Annotated in this window: 19 protein-coding genes and 1 pseudogene; 15 read left to right on the forward strand and 5 right to left on the reverse strand. The window is 54.7% G+C overall.

Annotated features, from left to right (window positions below):
• The first annotated feature begins 127 nt into the window (after nt 1–127).
• The 6 genes and pseudogenes from rpsA to CL546_RS09120 all read left to right on the forward strand — a co-directional run bounded on the left by rpsA (nt 128) and on the right by CL546_RS09120 (nt 5,150).
• Nucleotides 128–1,809: pseudogene (gene rpsA / locus CL546_RS09095) on the forward strand (30S ribosomal protein S1).
• 67 nt (nt 1,810–1,876) lie between these two features.
• A complete protein-coding gene (ihfB, locus tag CL546_RS09100) occupies nt 1,877–2,227 on the forward strand; it encodes an integration host factor subunit beta (RefSeq protein ID WP_007149969.1) in 351 nt (116 codons plus the stop codon).
• Nucleotides 2,228–2,269: 42 nt separating this feature from the next.
• Nucleotides 2,270–2,500 carry a lipopolysaccharide assembly protein LapA domain-containing protein gene (locus CL546_RS09105; protein ID WP_063521210.1) on the forward strand — a complete coding sequence of 77 codons (231 nt, stop codon included), beginning with the start codon at nt 2,270–2,272 and terminating at the stop codon, nt 2,498–2,500.
• Nucleotides 2,497–3,666, forward strand: a complete 1,170-nt coding sequence (gene lapB, locus CL546_RS09110; RefSeq protein WP_290494275.1) for a lipopolysaccharide assembly protein LapB — start codon at nt 2,497–2,499, stop codon at nt 3,664–3,666. Before CL546_RS09105 ends, lapB begins: the two co-directional genes overlap by 4 nt.
• A 328-nt stretch (nt 3,667–3,994) precedes the next feature.
• Nucleotides 3,995–4,690, forward strand: a complete 696-nt coding sequence (gene pyrF, locus CL546_RS09115; protein ID WP_290494277.1) for an orotidine-5'-phosphate decarboxylase — start codon at nt 3,995–3,997, stop codon at nt 4,688–4,690.
• Nucleotides 4,691–4,787: 97 nt separating this feature from the next.
• Complete coding sequence (locus CL546_RS09120; protein WP_290494279.1) at nt 4,788–5,150, forward strand: ComEA family DNA-binding protein; 363 nt, start codon at nt 4,788–4,790, stop codon at nt 5,148–5,150.
• 57 nt (nt 5,151–5,207) lie between these two features.
• Here CL546_RS09120 and CL546_RS09125 read toward each other — a convergent pair whose 3' ends face one another.
• Nucleotides 5,208–6,566: a succinylglutamate desuccinylase/aspartoacylase family protein gene (locus CL546_RS09125; protein WP_290494281.1), complete on the reverse strand. Its 1,359-nt coding sequence runs from the start codon at nt 6,564–6,566 to the stop codon at nt 5,208–5,210.
• A 56-nt stretch (nt 6,567–6,622) separates the two neighbouring features.
• Nucleotides 6,623–8,503, reverse strand: coding sequence for an ATP-binding cassette ATPase Uup (uup, locus tag CL546_RS09130; protein WP_290494283.1), 1,881 nt, complete (start codon nt 8,501–8,503; stop codon nt 6,623–6,625).
• Nucleotides 8,504–8,817: 314 nt separating this feature from the next.
• Between uup and CL546_RS09135 the strand changes: the two genes are divergently transcribed.
• Both CL546_RS09135 and CL546_RS09140 read left to right on the forward strand, forming a co-directional pair.
• Nucleotides 8,818–9,936 carry a sterol desaturase family protein gene (locus CL546_RS09135; RefSeq protein ID WP_290494284.1) on the forward strand — a complete coding sequence of 373 codons (1,119 nt, stop codon included), beginning with the start codon at nt 8,818–8,820 and terminating at the stop codon, nt 9,934–9,936.
• Nucleotides 9,937–9,973: 37 nt separating this feature from the next.
• The gene (locus CL546_RS09140; protein WP_290494286.1) at nt 9,974–10,381 is read left to right on the forward strand and encodes an SMI1/KNR4 family protein; all 408 of its coding nucleotides are present in this window, start codon (nt 9,974–9,976) and stop codon (nt 10,379–10,381) included.
• Nucleotides 10,382–10,547: 166 nt separating this feature from the next.
• Here the strand turns inward: CL546_RS09140 and trmY are convergent, their stop codons facing one another.
• Nucleotides 10,548–11,150 carry a tRNA (pseudouridine(54)-N(1))-methyltransferase TrmY gene (trmY, locus tag CL546_RS09145; protein ID WP_290494288.1) on the reverse strand — a complete coding sequence of 201 codons (603 nt, stop codon included), beginning with the start codon at nt 11,148–11,150 and terminating at the stop codon, nt 10,548–10,550.
• 748 nt (nt 11,151–11,898) lie between these two features.
• On the opposite strand from trmY, the gene CL546_RS09150 reads away from it, so the two are divergent.
• The 6 genes from CL546_RS09150 to CL546_RS09175 all read left to right on the forward strand — a co-directional run bounded on the left by CL546_RS09150 (nt 11,899) and on the right by CL546_RS09175 (nt 16,579).
• Entirely contained in the window at nt 11,899–12,186 is a 288-nt protein-coding gene (locus tag CL546_RS09150; protein ID WP_290494290.1) for a hypothetical protein, read from the forward strand.
• A gap of 150 nt (nt 12,187–12,336) precedes the next feature.
• Nucleotides 12,337–12,765 (forward strand): hypothetical protein, encoded by a 429-nt coding sequence (locus tag CL546_RS09155; RefSeq protein WP_290494292.1) that lies wholly within the window; start codon nt 12,337–12,339, stop codon nt 12,763–12,765.
• A gap of 221 nt (nt 12,766–12,986) precedes the next feature.
• Nucleotides 12,987–13,349: a DUF3592 domain-containing protein gene (locus CL546_RS09160; RefSeq protein WP_463671039.1), complete on the forward strand. Its 363-nt coding sequence runs from the start codon at nt 12,987–12,989 to the stop codon at nt 13,347–13,349.
• A 599-nt stretch (nt 13,350–13,948) separates the two neighbouring features.
• Nucleotides 13,949–14,737: a hypothetical protein gene (locus CL546_RS09165; protein WP_290494294.1), complete on the forward strand. Its 789-nt coding sequence runs from the start codon at nt 13,949–13,951 to the stop codon at nt 14,735–14,737.
• Between the two features lie 96 nt (nt 14,738–14,833).
• Nucleotides 14,834–15,397 carry a hypothetical protein gene (locus CL546_RS09170; RefSeq protein ID WP_290494296.1) on the forward strand — a complete coding sequence of 188 codons (564 nt, stop codon included), beginning with the start codon at nt 14,834–14,836 and terminating at the stop codon, nt 15,395–15,397.
• A gap of 252 nt (nt 15,398–15,649) precedes the next feature.
• A complete protein-coding gene (locus CL546_RS09175; RefSeq protein WP_290494298.1) occupies nt 15,650–16,579 on the forward strand; it encodes an alpha/beta fold hydrolase in 930 nt (309 codons plus the stop codon).
• Between the two features lie 332 nt (nt 16,580–16,911).
• Here the strand turns inward: CL546_RS09175 and mscK are convergent, their stop codons facing one another.
• Both mscK and CL546_RS09185 read right to left on the reverse strand, forming a co-directional pair.
• Complete coding sequence (gene mscK / locus CL546_RS09180) at nt 16,912–20,265, reverse strand: mechanosensitive channel MscK (RefSeq protein WP_290494300.1); 3,354 nt, start codon at nt 20,263–20,265, stop codon at nt 16,912–16,914.
• A gap of 103 nt (nt 20,266–20,368) precedes the next feature.
• Nucleotides 20,369–21,031, reverse strand: coding sequence for a tRNA/rRNA methyltransferase (locus CL546_RS09185; protein WP_290494301.1), 663 nt, complete (start codon nt 21,029–21,031; stop codon nt 20,369–20,371).
• A gap of 223 nt (nt 21,032–21,254) precedes the next feature.
• On the opposite strand from CL546_RS09185, the gene CL546_RS09190 reads away from it, so the two are divergent.
• Complete coding sequence (locus CL546_RS09190) at nt 21,255–22,286, forward strand: phospholipase C/P1 nuclease family protein (RefSeq protein ID WP_290494303.1); 1,032 nt, start codon at nt 21,255–21,257, stop codon at nt 22,284–22,286.
• Nucleotides 22,287–22,344 lie beyond the last annotated feature (58 nt).

A 22,344-nucleotide genomic window follows, 5' to 3' on the forward strand; every position in this document is an offset into this window, starting at 1 on the left:
GCAACTCTGTGTTAAGCGGCCGATCTGCTCAACCCTGAAAAAGTAAGCCAGCTGGGGAAGGGCGGATCTCATCTATTGACTAACCCATGTCTGCTGGTTGGCATGTGCGAAAACTTGAGTGAATTTCATGACTGAATCTTTTGCTGATCTCTTTGAAGAAAGCCTAAAGGACCTGGACGTTGCCCGTGGCTCCATTATCAAGGGTACTGTTGTATCCATCGATAGCGACTGGGTAACCGTTAACGCAGGCCTGAAATCCGAAGGCATTATTGCCCGTGACGAATTCATTAACGAGGCAGGCGAACTGGAAATCGTCGAAGGCGATGAAGTAGACGTAGCCGTAGATGCCATCGACGATGGCATGGGCTTCACCCGCCTGTCCCGTGAAAAAGCCAAGCGCGCCGAAGTATGGGGCGAGCTGGAAAAAGCTTTCGACGAAGACGAGATCGTAAAAGGTATGATTTCCGGCAAAGTGAAGGGTGGCTTCACTGTCGATATCGGCCCGATCCGCGCCTTCCTGCCAGGCTCTCTGGTTGATATCCGTCCGGTTCGCGACGTTGCGCACCTGGAAGGCAAAGAGCTGGACTTCAAGGTCATCAAACTCGATCCCAAGCGTAACAACGTGGTGGTTTCCCGTCGTGCGGTGATGGAAGCAGAGCACAGCGCAGAGCGCGAGCAGCTGCTGGAATCCCTGCAGGAAGGCATGGAAGTCAAGGGTATCGTGAAGAACCTGACCGACTACGGTGCGTTCGTAGATCTGGGTGGCATCGACGGCCTGCTGCACATCACCGACATGGCCTGGAAGCGTATCAAGCACCCGAGCGAGATCGTGGAAGTTGGCCAGGAAATCGACGTCAAGGTACTCAAGTTCGACCGCGAGAAGATGCGTGTCTCCCTGGGTCTGAAGCAGCTGGGCGAAGATCCGTGGCACGATATCGTCGGCAAGTACCCGGAAGGTACCCGCGTGAAAGCCAAGGTGACCAACCTGACCGACTACGGCTGCTTTGCCGAAATCGAAGAAGGTGTGGAAGGCCTGGTTCACGTTTCCGAAATGGATTGGACCAACAAGAACATCCACCCGTCCAAGGTTGTAGAGATCGGCGACGAAGTGGAAGTGATGATCCTGGACATCGACGAAGACCGTCGTCGTATCTCCCTGGGTATCAAGCAGTGCCAGTCCAACCCGTGGGATGCCTTCGAGCAGAAGTACCAGAAAGGCGAGCGCATCAGCGGCAAAATCAAGTCCATCACTGACTTCGGCATCTTCATCGGCCTGGAAGGCGGTATCGATGGTCTGGTTCACTTGTCCGACATTTCCTGGGAAGAGCAGGGCGAAGACGCCGTGCGTAACTTCAACAAGGGCGATGAGCTGGAAACCGTGGTACTTTCTATCGACGCAGAGCGCGAAAGAATTTCCTTGGTATCAAGCAGTTGACAGATGATCCGTTTGCTCAGTATGTTGCTGCTAACGATAAGGGTGCAATTGTTAAGGGCGTAGTGAAAGCAGTCGACGCGAAAGCGGCCACTGTTGAGCTGGCTGAGAACGTTGAAGGTACCCTGCGTGCCAGCGAAATCAGCCGCGATCGCGTTAACGATGCGACCGAGGTTCTCAAGGTTGGTGACGAGGTGGAAGCCAAAATCACCAACGTTGATCGCAAGAACCGTGTTCTCAGCTTGTCCATCAAGTCCAAGGATCAGGCTGATGAGCGTGAAGCCGTCGAAGGCCATCAGGAGCAGCAAGACGCTAACGCTCCGAAGACCATTGGCGACTTGATCAAGAAGCAAATGGAAAGCAGCAACGAGTCATAAACGGCTCCTCCCGGGGGCCGGCATCGCGCCGGCCCCACTGGGCTGGGAGCCCAGGGAGTAAGCTGTAATGGCATTAACCAAGTCAGAACTGATTGAGCGCATTGCCGACCGGCAAGCGCAGCTGTCCCCCAAGGATGTGGAGCTGGCAGTCAAGACCTTGATCGAGCAAATGGCCGATTCCCTGGCCGGCGGTGGTCGCATTGAAATTCGCGGCTTCGGCAGTTTTTCCCTCCATTTCCGCGCCCCCCGCGTGGGTCGCAATCCCAAAACCGGTGCCAGCGTCGAGCTGCACGGTAAATACGTTCCTCACTTCAAACCTGGCAAAGAGCTCCGTGAGCGTGTCAATGAATCGCTGACAGACTCAGGCGAAGATGTTGATAATAACGGCAGTGACGGCAATCAAGCTGCCGCCAGTTAGTGTTGCCCGGCTTTCGAGCCTGGCCAGAAAAGGACGTTCCCGATGCGAAACCTTTACCGGATTCTGGTAATTCTGGCCGTTGTGGCCATTTTTCTTGTCGCCTTCCTCTTTGTTACCAGCAATCGTGATCTGGTGATGATCGATCTCTTGGTGGATGCCTGGCAGTGGCAGGTCTCACTGGGCGTACTGGTGGTCTCTGTGCTGGCCATTGGCTTGCTGGTGGGCCTGCTGGCCGGGGTTGGCCTGCGTGGCATCAAGGGCCTGTTTTCATGAGCGAATCGTTGTGGCTGATTCCGCTGTTTTTTGTGGCCATTTCTGCCGGTTTTTTCATGGGGCGGCGCGAAAGCAAGCGGCGCCAGCGCCGCCGCATGGCGTCTTTGTCCAAGGACTATGTGGCCGGTATTAACTTCTTCCTCAATGAAGAGCCGGACAAGGGCATCGAAGCCTTGCTCAATAGTCTGGATGTGAGCGAAGAGGGGCTGGAGACCCATCTGGCCCTGGGTAAGTTGTTCCGCAAGCGGGGCGAGTTTGACCGTGCCGCGCAGTTGCATACTCATCTGCTTGAACATGGCGACTATGGTCGGCCGGTGCAGGAAGAAATTCAGTTGGAGCTGGCACAGGATTATCTGGCCAGCGGCATCTTTGATCTGGCCGAACAGGTACTGCTGGAAATGCTGGACCAGGATTGCCAGGCCAAAGATGAAGTGTGCGAACAATTGATGGGCCTGTACGAACAGGAGCGTGACTGGGTCAACGCTATCAGCATGGGCGAGCGCCTGCTCAAGAACCGTGCGAACCTGGCGCCGGTGCTGGCCCAGTTCTGCTGTGAACAGGCGGAAACCCTGCGTCGGGACGGCGATACCAATCCGGCCCGCCGCATGCTGCGCCGGGCGCTGTCATTCGATAACCAGTGCGTGCGCGCCAGCCTGACGGAAGGTGACCTGGAAATGGCGGAATCCAACTGGGGCACCGCGATTGATGCCTTTCAACGAGTCTGGAATCAGGACAGCGATTTCTTTGATGAAACACTGGAGCGTCTGCGACAGTGTTTTCAGCATCAGGAAAAGGAAGAAGATTTCATCCAGATGCTGGCCGATTACAGTGCAGAGAAACCCAGTACCACGCGTATTTTGTTGCTCTCTGAAACGTTAAAAGAGCGTTATGGTGACAAGGAAGCCGCGGATTTTATTCGTGAATATATGAAGGCCAACCCGTCCGTGCGGGGGCTCAACCGCATCATCGATATGAGCCTGGCCAGCACCGCCGAGGGTGAGGCCCGTGAGCATCTGGACATGCTCAAGCAGGTTTCGGAGAAGCTGCTGAGCGACAAGAGCCTGTACAAGTGCCGCCGCTGTGGCTTTGAAACGCCATTGATGCAATGGCGCTGCCCAAGCTGCAAGCGCTGGGGCACCATCAAGCCGGTGGTGAAGGAAGTTTAAAGCAGTTACCAGCTGCCGCTGATTGGATTAAGAACCAGGGCGCTCCCTGGATTCCGGGGTTTCTACGGAGCTGCTGTAGGAGTCCCGCTTGAGGGACGAACCGTGCGAAGCACGGAATTGATCCGCAGGGCGATCAGGCATTTTCGGGCTCTACGGGCCTCTAAGAATGGCTTCCCTTTGGTGGCCTCGCTACGCTCGGTTCGCACCTCAAGCGGTGCTCCTACAAAAGCCGCCTGCAGGACGATTAAAGCTTGCCACTGCCCATTCTTGAACCGCTTCTGCGCAGCGCCTACCATAGCCCCGCCTACCACCACTCAGGATCTCTGCCATGCCCATTTCCAGCCCCGTTATTGTCGCACTGGACTATCCCGATGCAGCCCAGGCTTTGGCCATGGCCAAGCAACTGGATCCGACCAAGGTGCGGGTAAAGGTGGGCAAGGAAATTTTTACCCGCAGTGGCCCGGTGGTGGTGGAGTCATTGCATAAGCTGGGTTTCGAGGTCTTTCTCGATCTGAAATTCCATGACATTCCCAATACCGTGGCGGGTGCTGTCGCTGCGGCTGCAGACATGGGCGTGTGGATGGTGAATGTACACGCCAGTGGCGGCCAGCGGATGATGGAAGGCGCGGCCAATGCCATCGCCAATCACAAGCAGCGTCCACACCTGATTGCCGTGACGGTGTTGACCAGCATGGACGACAGCGACCTGCAGCAGGTGGGCGTGGTGGATGTGCCCAAGGTGCAGGTGCAGCGCCTGGCAGAGCTGGCTAAAGCCTCGGGCATGGATGGCGTGGTCTGTTCCGCCCAGGAAGCGGTAATGCTGAAGCAGGCCTGCGGACCCAGCTTTGAGCTGGTGACACCGGGCATTCGGCCGGAAGGGGCCGAGGCGGGGGACCAGCGTCGTGTATTAACGCCTGTGCAGGCTCGGGACGCTGGTGTGGATTACATGGTAATCGGCCGGCCCATCACCCAGTCCGCAACACCTACGGACGTAGTCGACGCTATATTACACAGCTTGGCATAGCTTGCTTACAGTGCCGCTCGCCACAGGCGGATAACAGCGGCGTTGACCCCTCTCTAAGGTGGGATCTCCATTGAAAAAAGAGAACCGGAGATCTCACATGCAAAAACGTTACCTGGCAATTCTGCCCTTCCTGATGGCACTGACCATGCCAGCGACGGCCGTTGAACTACAATCGGCGCCGACTTCTGACAGCCTCAAGAGCGCATCTGCAGAACAAGAGGATAAGGCAGTGTCTGGCATTGCGACCGCCAAGGAAAAGAGCGAAGCCGCTATCAATTTAAACACTGCTGATATGGCCGAGCTGGAAACGTTGCACGGGGTTGGTCCGAAAACGGCCCAGGCGATTATCGATTTTCGCGATACCCAGGGCGGCTTTACCAGCCCGGATCAGTTGCTGGCCATCAAGGGAATTGGCGAGAAAACGCTGGCGAAAATGCGCGACCAGATCGTGGTGCAATAGCGGGGGACATCAATCGCTGCGCGGGCAGCGCGCCCTGCGCAGCGATTTAGCAGTGAATCAGGGGTGAGGTTCGTTGTCGTCATTGTCCTGATGGTCGACGGCGCTGAGGTCGTCGGCACGGTCCACATCCAATTCAGGCCGCGGCGCCTTGGGAGGGGCGGGCTCGTTGCCTTCTTCGGACTTTTCTCCTTTCTCGCCTTTGCTTTCTTTCTCCTTGCTGGCTTTCTCTGCCTGCGCTTCCACTTCTTCGGTGCTCTTCTCTTCACCGATGCGGAAGGCGGCAAAACCGGCGTGGACCACCTGGTTGACGGCCATGCCGAGCACACGACCGTTGTAAGGGGCGATAATGGCGCTGCCGGTATTGCTGATCGGGTCGGTGACGGTGCCCAGGATCTGGCCTTTCTTCACCTTGTCGTTGAGTTTCACTTCGGAGAGCAGAATCCCGCCCTGGCTGGCACGAATCCATTCTGATTCGAAGAACACAGGCTGTGGCGCGCTCCAGAAACGGCTGGCTTTGCGCATTTCCAGGTTTTCCAGCAGGGTCTCGATGGCTTGCACGCCGTAGTTCACCGCCTGGGTCTCCAGCCGGTTGGGGCCGCCCGCTTCCATGGTCACAGCAATAATGCCGTCTTTTACCGCTGCATCGCGGAGCATGCCGCTCACCCCTGGGCTGTGCAGAACAGTCATGCCGCCAAAGTGCTTGGCAAAGGCCACCACGTCCTGGTTATCCAGGTCTGCGCGCAGCTGGGGCAGGTTGACCCGCTTCTGGGAGCCGGTGTGCAGATCTACCAGATAGTCACAGTGGCTGACGATATTGCTGAACAATGAAGAGGCCACGCGACTGGCGGCGCTGCCATTCTTGTTGCCGGGGAAGTAACGATTCAAATCGCGGCGGTCGCTCAGGTAGCGCGTGCCACTGCGAAAACCGTCCAGATTGACGATAGGGACACCAATCACGGTGCCCGCCAGCTGGTCCGGCTCCAGTTCGTACATGAGCCGGCGAACCATCTCGATGCCGTTCAGCTCGTCACCATGGATGGCAGCGGTAAGGCACAGCTTGGGGCCGGGCTTGTCGCCGTGGGCCACCAGCACAGGCACTGGCGTGGCAATGGATGCGAAGGATTGATCCGGCGTCCAGTGCAGGGTGGCGAAGGTCCCCGGTTCTACTGTCTGGCCCAGCAGGGGCAGGGGGGAGGGTTTTTCCGGCTCTGACTCGGCGTTGCCAGACTCTTCGTCTGCATCACTCTCGCTGGTATCCGCCCGGTGAGGGGGTTTGTTGGGCGTGTCGGCATCGGTTTCCTGCTGCCGCTCCAGTGCGCGCTCTTCGTCTTCCACTTCGGTGGCCCAGACAGGCTGAGCCAGGGCGGTAAGCAATGACAGGATGCTCAAGGTTATCCATGACAGGCGTTTGTGCACAACGGCTCCTTGCGTGTCGTTTTCCGTACGGCGGACGCGGCGCACCCGCGCCTGCGCTAGCCCTGTTGGTCCAGCTCATCCCAGCGGGAAAAAGCCTCTTCCAGTTGCTGCTCCAGCTCACTTTGCCGGGTTTGTGCGGCACTGATGTCAGCCGGCTCACCCTTGTAAAAATCCGGGTCGGACATGCGCGTCTGTACCGCGTCCAGATCCGCTTCCAGCTGTTCAATGCGAGCGGGTAATTGTTCCAGCTCCCGTTGATCCTTATATGACAGTTTCTTGCGGGCAGGCGCAGGCTTTTCCACTACCGCGGCCGGCTTGGCGGGTTTGACGGTTTTTTCCCGCCGGGGTTCCGGGCGTTGCCGTAACCAGTCCTGATAACCGCCCACGTAACTGTTCAACCCACCGTGCTCGAAGACCAGGGTGGAGGTCACCACATTGTCGATGAACTCCCGGTCATGGCTGACCAGCAGCAAGGTGCCCTGGTAGTTGATCAATTGTTCTTCCAGGAGTTCCAGGGTTTCTGCATCCAGATCGTTGGTGGGCTCATCGAGCACCAGCAGGTTGAACGGTTTGGTAAACAGTTTGGCCAGCAGCAGACGGTTACGCTCGCCGCCGGACAGGGATTTCACCGGCTGGCGAACCCGGGCGGGGTCGAACAGAAAATCCTGCAGGTAGCCGATCACATGCTTGTTCTGGCCATTCAGGTTGATCACATCGGAGCCTTCGGCCACGTTGTCGATCACGCTCTTTTCTTCGTCCAGGGTATCGCGCAGCTGGTCGAAGTAGGCCACCTGAAGTTGAGTGCCCTGTTTGACGGTACCGGTATCCGGGGCCAGCCGATCCAGCAACAGGCGAATCAGGGTGGATTTACCGCATCCGTTCGGGCCAAGAATGCCCACCCGGTCGCCGCGCATCAGGGCCACGGAAAAGTCGCGGACAATCTGTTTGCCGCCCACGGCATAGCTGATGTTGTCAGCTTCCACCACAACCTTGCCGGAGTTGTCGCTGCTCTGGATGGTCAGGCTGGCGGTGCCGGTGCGGCTGCGGCGCTGGGAAAATTCGTCGCGCATGGCTTTCAGGGCCCGCACCCGGCCTTCATTGCGGGTGCGGCGGGCCTTGATGCCCTGGCGAATCCATTTTTCTTCCTGGCTCAGTTTTTTGTCGAACTCGGCATTGGCTTTTTCTTCCGCATCCAGCGCCGCTTGTTTGCCGCTCAGGTACTTTTCATAACTGCCTGGCCAACTGGTCAGTTTGCCGCGATCCAGCTCGATGATGCGGGTAGCCAGTGAACGAATGAAGGCCCGGTCGTGGGAAATAAACACCAGGGTGGTGCCAAAATTTTTCAGGAACTCTTCCAGCCACTGGATGGATTCCATGTCCAGGTGGTTAGTGGGCTCGTCCAGCAGCAGGATGTCCGGGTCTTGCACCAGGGCACGGGCCAGCAGTACGCGCCGCTTCATACCGCCGGAAAGGCCGGCGAAAGGCATGTCGCCGTCCAGATTGAGCTTGGACAGCACCGTGTCCACCCGCTGGGACAGCTGCCAGGCACCGCGGGCCTCGATTTCGCTACTCAGTTCTTCAAAACGGGCCAACACTTTGTCGTCCCCGTCGCCCAGATGGTGTACCAGTTCGGCATGTTCGCTGAGCAGGGCGCCTTGCTCCCCCAGCCCTTCGGCCACCATGAAGTGCACGCTGTGTTCCTGGTCATCGGGCACTTCCTGTTCCAGCCGGGCCACACTCAGCCCCTGGGTCTTCTCGATCTGACCGTCATCGGCCTGAATTTCTTCGGCGATGACCTTCATCAGGGTGGACTTGCCCGCCCCGTTACGGCCGATCAGACACAGGCGCTCACCCACGTCGATAGACAGGTTGACGTGGTCCAGCAGCGGTTGTTGGCCATAACTGAGTTGAATGTCGCGAAGGGTAATGAGAGGCATACTGTATAAATCCAGGCATCAGGCAAGACGCAGCACACAACACGGTATACACAGGACAATGGCAAGGCGTGAGAATCAGTGCCTCGCGCCTGAGCCTTTAAGGGCGGAGAATAGCGGCCGGATAAGCGCGGTTTGTCCCGTGTTGAAGCGTGTTGCGTGCTGCGTGCAGCATCTATCTAATTGAACGCGCAGTGTAGCAGCTTGTTACGGGCGTGTACTGGTACTTGGCGCCAGGTCGCTGCAGCATGGTCTGGTAAAGAAAGGCTGGCGGCAGGGCCGCCGCAGGACAAGAAAGAGCAAGCAAGGGAGGGGTAATGTCGGAATTTTTGCGCGAACGCTACGAAGAGGTGGATCTGACGCCGGGGCAGGGCAAGATCACGGCGACGATTTCCATCGGGCTGGGTTTTTTGGCGCTGCTGGGCAGTTTCTGTTTTCTTTACCCTGAACTGTTTACCACGCCTGAATTCAGGGCTTTCTACAATGCCGAGGTGTTGCGCATCGCCTTGTTTATTGGCATTGGTATCGGGTTTATCTGCGGCTTCTTTAGTGTTTTCCGCCATCAGGAGCGTCGTTACGGCATCATCGGTATGGTGCTGGCCTGCATGGCTGCGCTTATTGGTTCCGGGCGTTTGGATGTGTCGCCGGTGGATGGCCGCAGCCTCTATGCCGGCCTGGATTATTTTATCCTGACGCTGCTGGTGCTGGGATTGGTCTTTATTCCGCTGGAGCGTGCCTACCCGAAGAATCGGGAACAGAAGACCCTGCGTGGTGGCTGGGTGACGGATATGAAGTACTTCCTGTTCAGCCACGTGGCTCTGCAGTTAATCAGCTTTTTTACCATTATTCCGATTCAGGTGTTGCTGCACGACAAGGTGCATATCGGCTTCCAGCAGGCCATCGCCAGCCAGCCCCTGTGGCTGCAGTTTATTGAAATTCTGATTGTGATCGATCTGGGCAGTTACTGGATTCACCGTGCCTTCCATGAAGTGCCCTGGTTATGGAAATTCCACGCCGTGCACCATTCCACTACCCAGATGGACTGGCTGGCCTCATCGCGCCTGCATGTGGTGGAAATCATCGCCAATCGCTTTGTTGGCTATCTGCCGATCTTTATCCTCGGCTTCTCGCCCTCGGCGGTGTATGCCTATCTGGTGTTCGTCTCGTTTCATGCCATCTTTATCCATGCCAATGTGCGTTTCCGGTTCCCGGGCGTGCGCTGGCTGATCGCGACGCCGGAATTCCACCATTGGCATCATTCCTCGGAAGACGAAGCCGTGGACAAAAACTACGCCGCCTTCCTGCCCATCTACGATAAACTGTTCGGCACCCTGATCATGCCGGACCGGCTGGCCAGCGAGTACGGTACGCGTGCCAGCACCCAGGTGCCGGAAGGGGTGGTCAAACAGTTCCTGTTCCCGTTCCGTCGGGGCTGAAGGTAAATTTCCCACAGTAACCCTGAAAGTTGAATGTATGGATGACGTGATAGACATGCTGCGCGAACGCCATGACGGCGGTCTTGTCGCGTTGGAGCTACCGGACGAAGACCGGTTGGTGGAAATCGAAGAACAGTTGTTGATCTCCCTGCCCGGGGACTACAAGGAGTTTCTGCTCAACGCCAGCGACATCGTCTGTGGCAGCCTGGAGCCGGCCACGGTAATGGACGACTACGCCCACAACTTCCTTCCGGAAATGGCCGCCAACGCCTGGGATCAGGGCTTGCCGCGATACCTGATTCCCGTTTGTGAGGCTTCCACCGGCATCTATGCCATGTCTCAGGAAGGCGAAGTGGTGCTGTGGGAGCCGGGTAGCGGCATCAATGAAGATGAGGTGTGGGGCAGCATCTGGCAGTGGGCCAGAGAAGTGTGGCTGGAAAGTTAACCCAAAGCCATCAACATGTCCCCTGTAGGAGTTCCCTTCCAGGGGACGAACCTTGCGCAGCAAGGCTTTTCTTCGCAGTGAAATCACCGCTTGTACACAACATCACCTCGCTTGGGCGAGGGTTCGTCCCCTGGAAGGGAACTCCTACTGTAGGGCCTGCAGGCTTCTAGAAACCCGCCAGATCCAACTCATTATTAATCAGCACTACACACTGTGATGCAAACAGCATGGTCGGCCCCAGGCTGATTTTTTCCGTACCCAGTCGCTTCAGGCTGTTGAAACTCTTTTTCGGCATGGGAATGTGATCGGTGAGCAAAAAGCACGGCTTCTCGGCAAAGGTGAGCTCGCGGATGCTCTCGCCTTTCGGGTCCATCATGTACAACTGATGGCCATCCTCGGCCAGCTCCTTCACCAGCTTTTCAAAGCTCACTGTACGCACGGTAATCCCGCTCTCCACCGCTTTCGTTTGTTCCTTGCCCATGCCGGCAGAGGCATCCAATGCCCGCACCACCTTGGCCAGCAGCGCCTGCTCATGAAATCCGCCAATATCCCGCATCTCCGCCGCCACAAAAGAAATCGTCCGGGAATAGTCCTGGGTGCTTTCCAGCACCAGATGCACTACAGCATCGTTTCGATGCGACTGGGCCACAAAGATCGCATTCATCAGTGTATGGGCGAGGATTTCGCTGTGGGCATCGCCGCCCACATTGGCCAGCAGGGTCTGGCTGTTGGTGGACGCCGCACGGGCGCGGAGAACGAAGGTGCGCATGGGATTGGGCTCTGGAGAATGTGGGCGTGATTGTACATCAGTGGTTGTGTGATCGTGGATGTTCGCGCCAAGGACCTGGCTGGTGGGCCGTTTTCAGCGGAACGTTCCGCATAACTCGGGGCCGAAATTTCAACACACTGATTTCACTCGACATTCTAGTGCCGGGGATCGGGATAGCAGGAATGGAGTTCAAAGGAAGGTTCCTCTGAACTCCATGTAGGACATTGGCTATTTCATTGTAAGTCATTGTTATGAGAGTATTTTAATCCCGTTTGTGGGGCGGGGGCTCGGAGTTATGCGGAACCGAGTTATAAGGAACGTTCTAACTAATACGCTGTTAAGTGACGATATGAACTGTCTCCACTGTCATGAACCGTTTGATCTAGAGAATGCTCTCGCGAAAAGCCCATTTTCTTGGCCTTACATGGCCACATTTTGGCACCTGTGCGAAAGCTGTGGTCATGGAAACCACATCAATGTCTTGGAAAAAGGGTATGGGCAGATCAAAATTCTCGGCGCGCCAGGTCCCAATTGGGCCCAGGTTACTTTCTTCCCCTGCGATTCAATTCGGTTTCGTAAAGACCCTGAGTTTCTTCATGTGTGGGTAGGGGGGAAGCACTTTGAAGTTGTGGCAAGGAAATAAACACTTAACAAGCGGCGCCTGGCGGATCAAATTTCCGCTCGTTCCTCGCTCCAATTTGCCCGCTGCGTCGGGCGTTATGTGTAGATAGCTACTATGGAAGTACGAATGTATCTTGGTATTGCAGCTGCGTGTGAAGGAAATATCCAAGAATTTCCGACAGGGGAAAGGCATGCTTTTAACTTGTTTTTGGCGCAAGAGGTGGGTTCAGACCCAGATTTAGCTTTAGCTGAAGATGCCGTAAAGAATGAATTCTGGAGTGATATTGAGCTGACAAAAACCGGTATCTTCAACAGCAAGGCGGTCGATAACTCTGAGCCTCCTTTTCCCGGTCTATACAAGCAAGCGCTTGCAAACGGTTCTGCACTTTTGATTTACCTAGACCCCGTGCCATGAATACACATAACAAACAGCGGCAGAGCGACAGCCAACGCTACACACCTTTTGTGTTACTCGCTGGCGCTCAAACATTAACAAAAAATGCGCTCCGCTCTGGCTGCGCCTGCGCCTGCGCCTGCGCTGGGCGTTAGTTTTCAGGATAAGCCCGTGACTATATCTAATAAAGCAAGGCTCGATGGGCTGCTAGAAGAATATAAGGCGCAGCCTGTCGGAGACGGTTACATCGACATAATTGTGTCGAGAGAAAACTATCGCTCTTTCGCGAAAGCAATTATTGAAAGTAGATTTCTCATCGAAGCCATTAGTTGGTGGGAGTATCTTGAAAGCATTGACGCCCCGAACACTTATGGTATGGGTGGGCCTCGCAGCAGGTTTTATCCAGGCTGGTTTGCTGAAACTTGTACTGATGTAGATGACGTGCCGCATTCAAACAACGCTTTGGCCGCGGTCGTCGAAATAGTTGAGGGAAAAGTTCTTGGTGAGTATGGCGGGGAACAGCTCAGTTTTAAAGAAACGAAATCGCTGACACCTGCATTTTGGCTAAAAGTCGATGAAGGCTGGAAAAGTAGGCAGTAGCAAATGAAAACTAACAAGCGCATTTTGTCGGGCTGGTTTTCCGCTGCGCTCCAAACCAGCCGCAAATGCGGGCGTTAAGCATAAATACGGCTACAGCTTTTAAGTGTGCTTTGTGAGGGGTTGTGACTAGAAGAATAATTATTTCGTTCATTTTGCTTGCGTTATTTCTCTTCTTGATTCAGGTGAACACAAGAGCGTATAGCATTTGGTATGAGTACTTGATGAGTGATATCGACAGTTCAACTGAAGGTAAGATTCTCAGTATTCGAAAAGATTATGCAAGTGGGTCTGGTCGCGGTGCGGGCTTTCATAGATACCACTTTAACTATATTTACTATATAGATGGGGTCCCATATACGGGCCATATTTTTAGTCATGAAGGGCTCGCTATGCCCGAAGATGTAACGGAAAAGTATTCAGAGGCGTCGGTTGTGACTATTCATTATGATTCTGATAATCCATATTATTCAGCAATAGAAGTCCGCGATCCGGGATACAGAATGTATGGCGCCTTTTTGCCATTAATTTTTTTCTTTTTATACGTCGTAGTGGTTCCATTTATATGGAGGGGTGAAGTTGCTTAACAAGAGCATGTTACGGATAAATTTACGCTGCGCTTCAATTTTCCGAAAATGCTGGCGTTAGGCTTTTAGAGTATGAAATATCTATTTTTTTCACCCCTATTCTTTGTTATAGCCTGTACTAATGTGCAAACTAAACATAGCTCTATAGCAAAATCACAATTCGAGAAAGCGCTAGCTGGATGGTGGGATGAAGGACGTGAGAGTGAAGGCCTTTGTGGCCCAGACCGCTCTTTACATAGGCACGTATTTAGCTCCGATTACAAGCAAGTTACTTGGAAATTTGACAAACCTTTCCAAAGGAAACGTCAAGGAGATACTGTAAGCTCATACGGATATGACATCCTAGATGCGTCTAGTGTTGTTCTCACACTATCCATGCAGGATGAAGATAGAATTCTAGAAAACGGAGAGCCAGTTTTATGGGAGTTAGTTATAGTCGGGCCTAACATATACAAATGGCGAGCTACTCATTGGGGTGAGATCGGTTTTGCACCAATCATTGGCGTCCGCTGTAAGTAGCCTAACAAACGCAAGCACCGGAAAACCTTCCGCTGCGCTTCAGTTTTTCGGTATTACGGACGTTATAAGGTAATACGGATATGACTTCGAAACCTGAATCAATGAAAAAAGAAGTAGATGCTTTAATTTCAAAAGGCGGGCTCCTGTATTACTCAATGATTGATGACACCCAGGGCCTGCCTGAAAAGCTAGAAAAACAGTTGGAAGACAAAAAAATTAAGTTGCCAAATTTCAAAACGGAATACGATACTTGGTATTCCGAAGCTCACGCAGTAATAAAGAAAGTACTGCCAGATCGTTTAGTAGATTTCGTCAAACAATACAAAGATGAAAAAAGGAAAGAAATTGATTTTCTAACCTATGGTATAGCTGATTATTTGTTAGGGTTGAGAACAACTCGCTATGGAGGCTCAGAGGTTATTGCAGACGGTTCCGCTGCAGTTGGTAAAATGCAGATACAAAACTCAATACTAGAAGCTGCTGCAAAGAGATTTGAAAGTTCTCTCTTTGATATTCAGGAAGTTCTACAAGCAGATATGTTTGATTCAGAGCTTGGGGCTGCTAGAGAACTGGCAAAAAAGGGATTCGTAAGAGGAGGTGGCGCAATTGCCGGCGTAGTCTTAGAAAAGCACCTTTTCCATGTTTGTGAAGTGCACGGCCATAAGTCTCGCAAAAAACATCCATGTATTTCAGATTATTATCAACTGCTTAAAGAAAACGACATTATCGATACCCCTAAATGGCGTTTTATTCAACACCTTGGCGATTTGCGAAATCTGTGTGACCACAAAAAAGATCGAGAGCCTACAAAAGATGACGTGATCGAACTAGTTGAGGGTGTGGAAAAAGTAATTAAAACGGTGTTCTAAAATGCCTTATAACCAGTCAATGAACTTCGCGCGCTTCGGCGCCGGACGCAGCAAATCTGCGCCGGTTATTGAAGCGTTAAGCAAAAGGATACATCCATGAAATGGATAATCTTGGTAGCGATCATTTTGGCTGTAATTTGGCTGTCCAAGAGATCGAAGTCAGCATCGGTCAACCAGAACCAGCAAAAGAAAAACCAAGAAAAAAGTGTCTCGGAATCCAAAACCTATGTCACTAGGCAAGGTCAGTCAGTGGAAGCTGATGATGTATTTCATGCTTGGACATCCGGCAGCCTAAGCAAAATGGTTGATGCCCTTGAGAGCAAGACCAATCTTATTGATCGCCATTTTCTGCTGATGGGCATCGTAGATCAGGCATATAAAAACCGCAGCGTTAATGAGAATGCAGCTCTACTGCAGAGTGTGTCAGAAATGCATATTGCGGAGTTCCCAACAATAAAACCGGCCCTCGAAAAGGAAATGGATGGCATCCTTCCTCGTGTAACGACTTTCCAAAAGTACGCTACCTTTCTAACCGAGAAAGCTGAGTATGAAAAGGCGATAGAGGTTTGTGAGCAAGCAATCGCACACGGGTTGCATGATGGTACTAAATCCGGATTTGAGGGGCGGATCGAGCGTATCAAAAAGAAGATGCCCGTATAACTACTTAACAAGCGCATCAACGGGACCGTGTAATTCCCCCGCTTTAGTGGACACCTTCTCCTAAACAGAGAACCTGGCTTATTTCTTGGGGGCTGTTGGTGACAGCGCAATAGATTTGCGCCAAAACAAGGCTGGAAATTCAATAACTGTTTCTATGCACGGAACCGGTAGCAGGAACTGGGGTCTGTTCTTTTCACGTGCCTTGAATAAAGCAATATGACCTTACTCCAGCGCTCCTTCAGGAAATAACTCATGTATAGAAAAACCGTGATTGGAATTTATTTGATTCTGCTTGCCAGTCAGTACGGGTATGCAGAAGAGGGGGGGCCTTTAACACGGCCGGATGGGTCTGCAATCACTTTCTACCTGGACAAGAAAGGAGGTCGGCATCTGCTGGTTCTGATGCAGGGGTCGGACTGCAATAGTGTGGTCCACAGCAAGGTGATTAATGATCGCTTTGCCACGGTGCTCGATGATGCGGATGTCCTTACGGTGGAGAAATATGGCCTTACCCGGGCGGTTCCCTGGAACGGTTCCGGTGACAGCCCGGCGTGCCCGGCGTCGTATTATGAGCATGATTCTCCGCAACAGCGGGCGGACGACTATTTGCGGGTTATATCCTGGCTGGATGACCAATTTCACTATGACCACATCACGCTACTCGGGGGGAGCGAGGGGGCGTTGGTCGCGGCGATGGTGGCGTCCCGTAGTGATGCGGTGAGTGCAGTTATCTCGCTTAATGGCGGAGGCCGGTTTTTCGTTGATGATGCGCTGCACAGTATGGAACTTGAGCTTCCTCCAGCAGCATTCGAAGAGGCGAAACAGGGTTTTCTCGCGTTTGCCGCCTCTGTCGAAGCCGCCGAAAACATGGACCTTGTGATGAGCGGCCATGGATTTCGTTGGTGGAAAAGCATGCTGGCAGCCGATCAGACTGAATTGCTGCTGAGCATCCGCGCTCCTTTGCTGATTATTCAGTCCGAACTGGATAAGAGTGTTTCGCCAAAGCTGGCTTATGCTCAAGCCAAAATACTAATGGAAAACCGGAATAATGCTGAATTTCGGACGGTTAAGGGAGTTGATCACAAGTTTCATGATCTCTCTGGAAAGGATCGCTCAAGCGAAGTCGTTTCTTCGGTTAAAGAATGGTTAGGAAGTCTCCAGTTAACAAACGAAACCCGGTGATGATGTTGGTGCGCCAGCCAATAGGTACGTAAGGACATTTACCTGGAGCCAGCCGTAGCTAGAGTGTTTTGAGGTGGTGCTGTAAACCCCGCCCCCGCACAGGAGGCTTGCTGGCAGCGCGATAAAAAGCAGTTGAAAGTTGAAACGCGAAGCCGGGTCTGTGCCAACTTGCGTCTGGATGCTCCGCGCTCACCCTGCTTACATCGTAAACAGGGTAGGCACCCATGAGGTTCTAGTCCTTACTTTTCAACTTTCAACTTTCAACTTTCAACTTTCAACTTTCAACTTTCAACTCAGCTTGCCATCGTGCCGCCAGCCGCGCTTCTGCCGGATTAGCGCGGATCGCTGCTTTCATTGGATTTGCCGTCGTTGGCTTCCGGTGGCGGCGTATTGTCGTCTCCGTCGTCTCCTGATGTGCGCGTTTCCAGGTTGAGTTGCTCACCGTTGCCATTGCGGATATGGATATCCAGCTGGCTGAAGGCAATCTCCACGTTGTGTTCATGGCACAGTGCGTCGATATGGCGGTTCAGTTCGTCGGTGGCGGCAAGACGGTCGTTGATGTCGTTCACGTGCACCCGCAGTTCGTGATCCAGGGTGCTGGCGCCAAAGCCGAGGAACAAGACAACCGGTTCCGGATCACGCAGCACGCGGCTGTTTTCCTTGGCCACCTTTAACAGGATGTCCCGGCATTTCTGCAAATCGGAGCCGTAGGCGAAACCGACTTTGATAATGATCCGGGTCACGGTGTCGGAGAGGGACCAGTTGATCAGCCGTTCGGTGACGAACACCTTGTTGGGGACCAGGATTTCCTTGCGGTCAAAGTCGATCAAGGTGGTGGCACGGATGCGAATGCGGCTGACGGTGCCATCCAGGTTGTTGATGGTAATCACGTCACCGATGCGGATCGGGCGCTCGAACAGCAGGATGATGCCGGAGATAAAGTTGGCAAAGATTTCCTGCAGGCCAAAGCCCAGCCCCACGCCCAGTGCGGCCACTAGCCATTGCATCTTGTCCCAGCTGAGTCCCAAAGCACCAAGCGTGAGGATGATGCCGCTGGCCACAATCACGTAGGAGAGCAGTGTGGTGGTGGCATAACTGGTGCCTTGGCGCAGGTCCATGCGCGATAGCACCAGCACTTCCAGCAGGCCGGGCAGGTTGCTGGCCAGCAGGAAGGTCACGGCACCGATGACCAGTGAGGCAATCACGTCGCCCAGGCTGATGGGGGAGGTAGTGGCCGCCTGGCCGGTGCCTTCGGCGGTTTCCCACAGGACAATGTTGTCGGTATAGGCGAAGGCATGCAGCACGTCTGCCCAGACCCAATACACCAGCAGGCCCACCACGGCCACCAGTGCCAGACGGATCAGGCGCAGGGATTGCTGGTTCACCTGTTTCAGATCCAGTTGAGGCTCTTCCACTTCTACGGCTTCGGCGCTGCTGGTTTCTTCTTTCTGTTCCGCTTCGCGTTGGGCTACAGCTCGTTTATAGGACAGACGCTGGGCGGCCACGGCAAGCCCGCGAACGGCGGTGGCATCGAGGACGATCCACAGTGCAATCAGGTAGAGGCTATAGATCATGTGCCCGGTGAGGCGAACGGAAGTGTAGTAGTAGCCTACGCCGGTGAGAACGATGAGGGTGAGCGGGGCAAGAATGCACAGGGCGGTGGCCAGGGTGCGCATGGTGCGGCTGTAATGGCGGCCGGGGTAGGACTGGGCCACCCAGGGCAGGCTGACCATGATGGTAATCATGGACGCCATCATGATCACCAGGCCGAGACGGTCATTGCTGAGTTGAGCCGGCCATTGATCACCAAACGCTACCAAAAAGGTGAGAGGGATCAGGGCCAGGCCGGTGACTAGCAGGCGCCGCCGCATTTGATGGTTGTATTCCGCGCTCCAGCGGAAATGGCGCTGGGCGATGCCATTGGCCTTGAGCAGACGGTAGAGCACTTCAAATACCAGCCATAGCAGGGCGATCTGGGCCACGGCGGCACCCATCACGCTGGTAAAGGTGCCGGGCTGTACCCACAGGCCGGCAGCCAGCAAAACCAGGAAAAGCGGGACTGGGGCGGCTATCAGAAAGGTGTAAAGCAGGCTCAGGGGCGTGTGGGCCTGGCTGTCACGCCGCAGGAAACCCACATCCTTGTTCATTTCGTCGATGCGTCTTTTCAGTTTTCTGCGTATCGCGACCAATAGTGCTGCCGGGATCAGCAATCCGACCAGCCAGACCCATTTGCGGCTGAACAGGTCACCAGTGCCTATCCATAGGTCGTCCCAGGGAATGATTTTGAGTTGTTCCATCAACTCTTTCGGCAGCTTGCCGAGCCATTCGAAACTCAGGGGCTGGTTGCTGGGCATCCAGAATGTTTGTTCAGAAATGGTGTTGTGCAGGCTGCGGGTGATTTTGCGCAGTTGTTCATGGCTTAGCTGGGTGCGGGTGAGGATCGCTAACTGGCGGCTCAGTTCCTGGTCGAGCTGATCGTAAATGGCCAGCCGTTCTTCCCGGAGAATGGAAAAGGCTTGCTCCAGTGCCGGGGTCAGGGGTTCGTCGATCTGGTCTTGTGACGGTAGCGGCGCGTCATCCAGGTCCTGCATGGCTCGCTCGATATCAAACTGGCTGAGGCGGGCGTCAGAAATATCCTTGTCCAGATTCAGTTCGCCCTGATCCTGGGGCAGGCTTTTTTGCTGTTCGTACAGAATGCGCGATAGCAGCAAGCTGCCATCCAGCATGCGAATCTGGTCGTTGACGGTGGATGATAATGAGCGCGCTTTGTCCAGTTCTGTCTTGGTGTTGACCGCTTCGCGCAGCAAGCTGTTGACGCTCTCACTGGCACTGGCCAGTTGTTCGCGCAGAGCCTGGTTTTTTTCCATGGCCTTGCGAACCTGGGGGTGGTCCAAAACACTTGGCGGCAGGTCAGTTTCCGGGGAATTGGCGGTTGCTTCCAGTTGATTCAGACGGCGTTCATTGATCAATGGCTGGAGGGCGTCCAGTTTGGCTTCGATGATCAGCTGTTGCTGTTTGTCAGTCTGTTGTCGCAGGCGAGCAATATCCTGCTGTTTGTCAACGATAGCCAGTTCCTGGTTGTAACGCTCGATGCGCGACTCCAGGGCTTTTATTTCCGTATTCAGCGTTGCTGTCTGCAATTCAGACAAGGTTTCGCCTTCTTCGTCTACGCCCTGGTTGAGGCGGGTACGGACGGTATCCAGCCGGTCCATGGCGTTGCTGATTACGTTTTGGGCCTGTTCTGGCAGGGTCTGGGCGCGGGTCAGGTCGCTGTTGGCGTCAGCCAGGTCTTCCTGGTTGGTTTCCAGGGCATCGAGTTCACTGACCAGCGCTTTTACCAGGTTGTCCAGGCTGTCGCTGGCGTAATGTTTTTCCCAGTCAGTTTCACGTTCCTGACGCAGGCGCGTGAGTTTGGCATTCAGCTGCCTGCGCTGGCCGGCAGCTTCACGGGAAAAAGTTTTCAGCTCCTCGATTTTTTCCTGATTGCTGTCGATTTCCTGGCGGAATTTCAGGGTCTGCTTGAGTTGTTCTTTATCGGGGTTTTCTGTGCCGTCGGATTTTTTATCGCTGGTTTCGGTGAGTTGCTTTTGCAGATCGCCAACGCCGGGCAGGGAGAAACTGCTTGTCTGCGCCATGGCGAGAGCGGGGAGTAGTAACAGCAGTGCGATAGGCAGTCGTCGATCCATAACAGCTGGGGCTCCGGATGAGTGATGGTGTCTTTGTATCACAGGGCCGGGATCTTTGCTTTCCCGGGGTGTCTGCGGGGCTGGCGGAATGCACAGGATATGTTCAGCGGTTCCTGATACGGCGAAGCAGCTGGCGAACCAGGCCGAGTTCCCTGTCGCTGGCCAGCGGTAACAATTCGTCCACCCACTGGTGAAGGTTTTCGTTGGGCTGGATTTGCAGCGCCGCCAGTAGCTGATGCAGGGCTCGCCGGGTGTGGCCAAATGTGGCCGGGTTGACCTCGACCGGGAGTGCGGGCGGTCGCTTGCGCAATTCCCACGCATAGACCATTACGGCTTGCGCCAGGTTCAGTGAGGGTTGCTCCTGTGCCAGGGGGATGCTGCTGGCCAGATCGCAGCGGGCCACTTCCTCGCCGGTCAGACCGCTGGCTTCCCGGCCGAAGACGATGGCCACCCGCTGCACGCTGTTTCCCTTGCCGGCGACCAGTTCGGCGCATTGATCCGCATCCACATAACGGTCTTTCTGCAGGCGGTGCCGGGCGGTACAGGCAATACTCAGGTCCACATCGGCCAGTGCCTGCTCCAGGGTGTCCACGATCACGGCCTGCTCCAGCACCTCGTTGCTGTGGTGGGCAACCCATTGTGCTGCGCGCATGTCGCCGGGGTTAACCAGCCGTAACTGGTTGAAACCCATGGTTTTGATGGCGCGTGCAGCGGCGCCGATGTTTTCCGCGCGGGCGGGCTCCACCAGAACAAAAACGATGTCCATCTATTGTCACTTCTTCATGGCAGGGTGAGCAGGTGCCCATTCTATACGAGGGCGGATACCGGGAGGAGGCAAAGCAGGTGGCGGCATTACGGGCAGAACCAGCCTGTCAGAAAATGTCCATGTTTTGTCCGGCTCAGCCCTTGGGTTGGGTATCCGTGTTGTTTATTGTTTGATCAATAAACACAAAAAGTTACACAACGACAATAACGGGAGGGGACACCCCATGAAGATGCTTGCTCTCACCGGCCTGCTGGCCGCGGCTGTTCTGTCATCGCCTGCCCAGGCGTTCCAACAGATTACCCACAAACGCATTGCCATCGATGCCGTCAACTACATGAAGGCACACCCGAGCACCACGGAGTACAACCGCCTGAAGAGCTGGGTTAACGCAGCCGGCTACAGCATGGACCAGTTTGCGGAAGTGATTGGTCAGGGCGCCTACGACGTGGATGATTTCCAGGATACTTACCTGTGTGGCGCCGTCACCGGGGACTGCGTGTATGCGCCAGTCTTCAATGCCGGGGCTTCACTGGTAAATTACACCTCTTACTGGCATTTCCAGAACCACACCCGCGGGTCCGACGTGCACGGTAATGACCTGGGTGGCTATAACTACGACCTGCTCACCGTCTGGGGCGATATCGACAACCTGGCCGCCACCTGGCTGGTGGGCGACTACATGGACGATGGCAACGGCGGCATGACCGGTTGGTGTTTCTGGAGTTGCGCGGATGACAGCGAGTACAACACCTACGGCGTGACGGAAGCCAACTATCGTCAGGGCAGTACCTCCAGCAAGTCCATGTACGATGACTTCGAGGAAATGCCGTTCCAGCCCATCGATAACCTGGGCCAGTACTGGTACAGCCAGTTCCTCGCCAACCCCACTGCCCAGACCCTGGGTTTCGTAATGCACACCACCGACCTGCTGCAGCCGCACCATGTGTGGACGACCTCGGCACTGAATCACAGTGGCTGGGAATCCTGGGTGGCGGATTACTACGACAGTGAAAACCTGAATAACAGCGCTTTGGTGGATCAGGCCCTGCTGGATTTCACCCCGCTTTCCACTGCCAGCAATGACATCCGCCCCTTGCTGACGCAAGGCGGTGCCATGGCGTACAGCAACGGCGGGATCGTGCTATCCAGCACCGATCATGCAGACCGGGTGCAGGTGGCCCAGGTGGTGATCCCCCATGCCATCGCCATGGTGGTGCATGTGCTGAATCATGCCGCTGTGAAGGTTAATCCCTGATAAGAAGACACAACAAGCGGGCATGCATCACGCTACACGTAAAAGCACGTGCGGGGAG

This window comes from Alcanivorax sp. (assembly GCF_002726155.1).
Taxonomy (GTDB): Bacteria; Pseudomonadota; Gammaproteobacteria; order Pseudomonadales; family Alcanivoracaceae; genus Alcanivorax.

Coding starts and splice junctions, on each gene's coding strand:
- ihfB (WP_007149969.1), top strand. CDS start 1,877: ATGGCATTAACCAAGTCAGAACTGATTGAGCGCATTGCCGACCGGCAA.
- CL546_RS09105 (WP_063521210.1), top strand. CDS start 2,270: ATGCGAAACCTTTACCGGATTCTGGTAATTCTGGCCGTTGTGGCCATT.
- lapB (WP_290494275.1), top strand. CDS start 2,497: ATGAGCGAATCGTTGTGGCTGATTCCGCTGTTTTTTGTGGCCATTTCT.
- pyrF (WP_290494277.1), top strand. CDS start 3,995: ATGCCCATTTCCAGCCCCGTTATTGTCGCACTGGACTATCCCGATGCA.
- CL546_RS09120 (WP_290494279.1), top strand. CDS start 4,788: ATGCAAAAACGTTACCTGGCAATTCTGCCCTTCCTGATGGCACTGACC.
- uup (WP_290494283.1), bottom strand. CDS start 8,503: ATGCCTCTCATTACCCTTCGCGACATTCAACTCAGTTATGGCCAACAA.
- CL546_RS09135 (WP_290494284.1), top strand. CDS start 8,818: ATGTCGGAATTTTTGCGCGAACGCTACGAAGAGGTGGATCTGACGCCG.
- CL546_RS09140 (WP_290494286.1), top strand. CDS start 9,974: ATGGATGACGTGATAGACATGCTGCGCGAACGCCATGACGGCGGTCTT.
- trmY (WP_290494288.1), bottom strand. CDS start 11,150: ATGCGCACCTTCGTTCTCCGCGCCCGTGCGGCGTCCACCAACAGCCAG.
- CL546_RS09150 (WP_290494290.1), top strand. CDS start 11,899: ATGTATCTTGGTATTGCAGCTGCGTGTGAAGGAAATATCCAAGAATTT.
- CL546_RS09160 (WP_463671039.1), top strand. CDS start 12,987: ATGAGTGATATCGACAGTTCAACTGAAGGTAAGATTCTCAGTATTCGA.
- CL546_RS09165 (WP_290494294.1), top strand. CDS start 13,949: ATGACTTCGAAACCTGAATCAATGAAAAAAGAAGTAGATGCTTTAATT.
- CL546_RS09170 (WP_290494296.1), top strand. CDS start 14,834: ATGAAATGGATAATCTTGGTAGCGATCATTTTGGCTGTAATTTGGCTG.
- CL546_RS09175 (WP_290494298.1), top strand. CDS start 15,650: ATGTATAGAAAAACCGTGATTGGAATTTATTTGATTCTGCTTGCCAGT.
- mscK (WP_290494300.1), bottom strand. CDS start 20,265: ATGGATCGACGACTGCCTATCGCACTGCTGTTACTACTCCCCGCTCTC.
- CL546_RS09185 (WP_290494301.1), bottom strand. CDS start 21,031: ATGGACATCGTTTTTGTTCTGGTGGAGCCCGCCCGCGCGGAAAACATC.
- CL546_RS09190 (WP_290494303.1), top strand. CDS start 21,255: ATGAAGATGCTTGCTCTCACCGGCCTGCTGGCCGCGGCTGTTCTGTCA.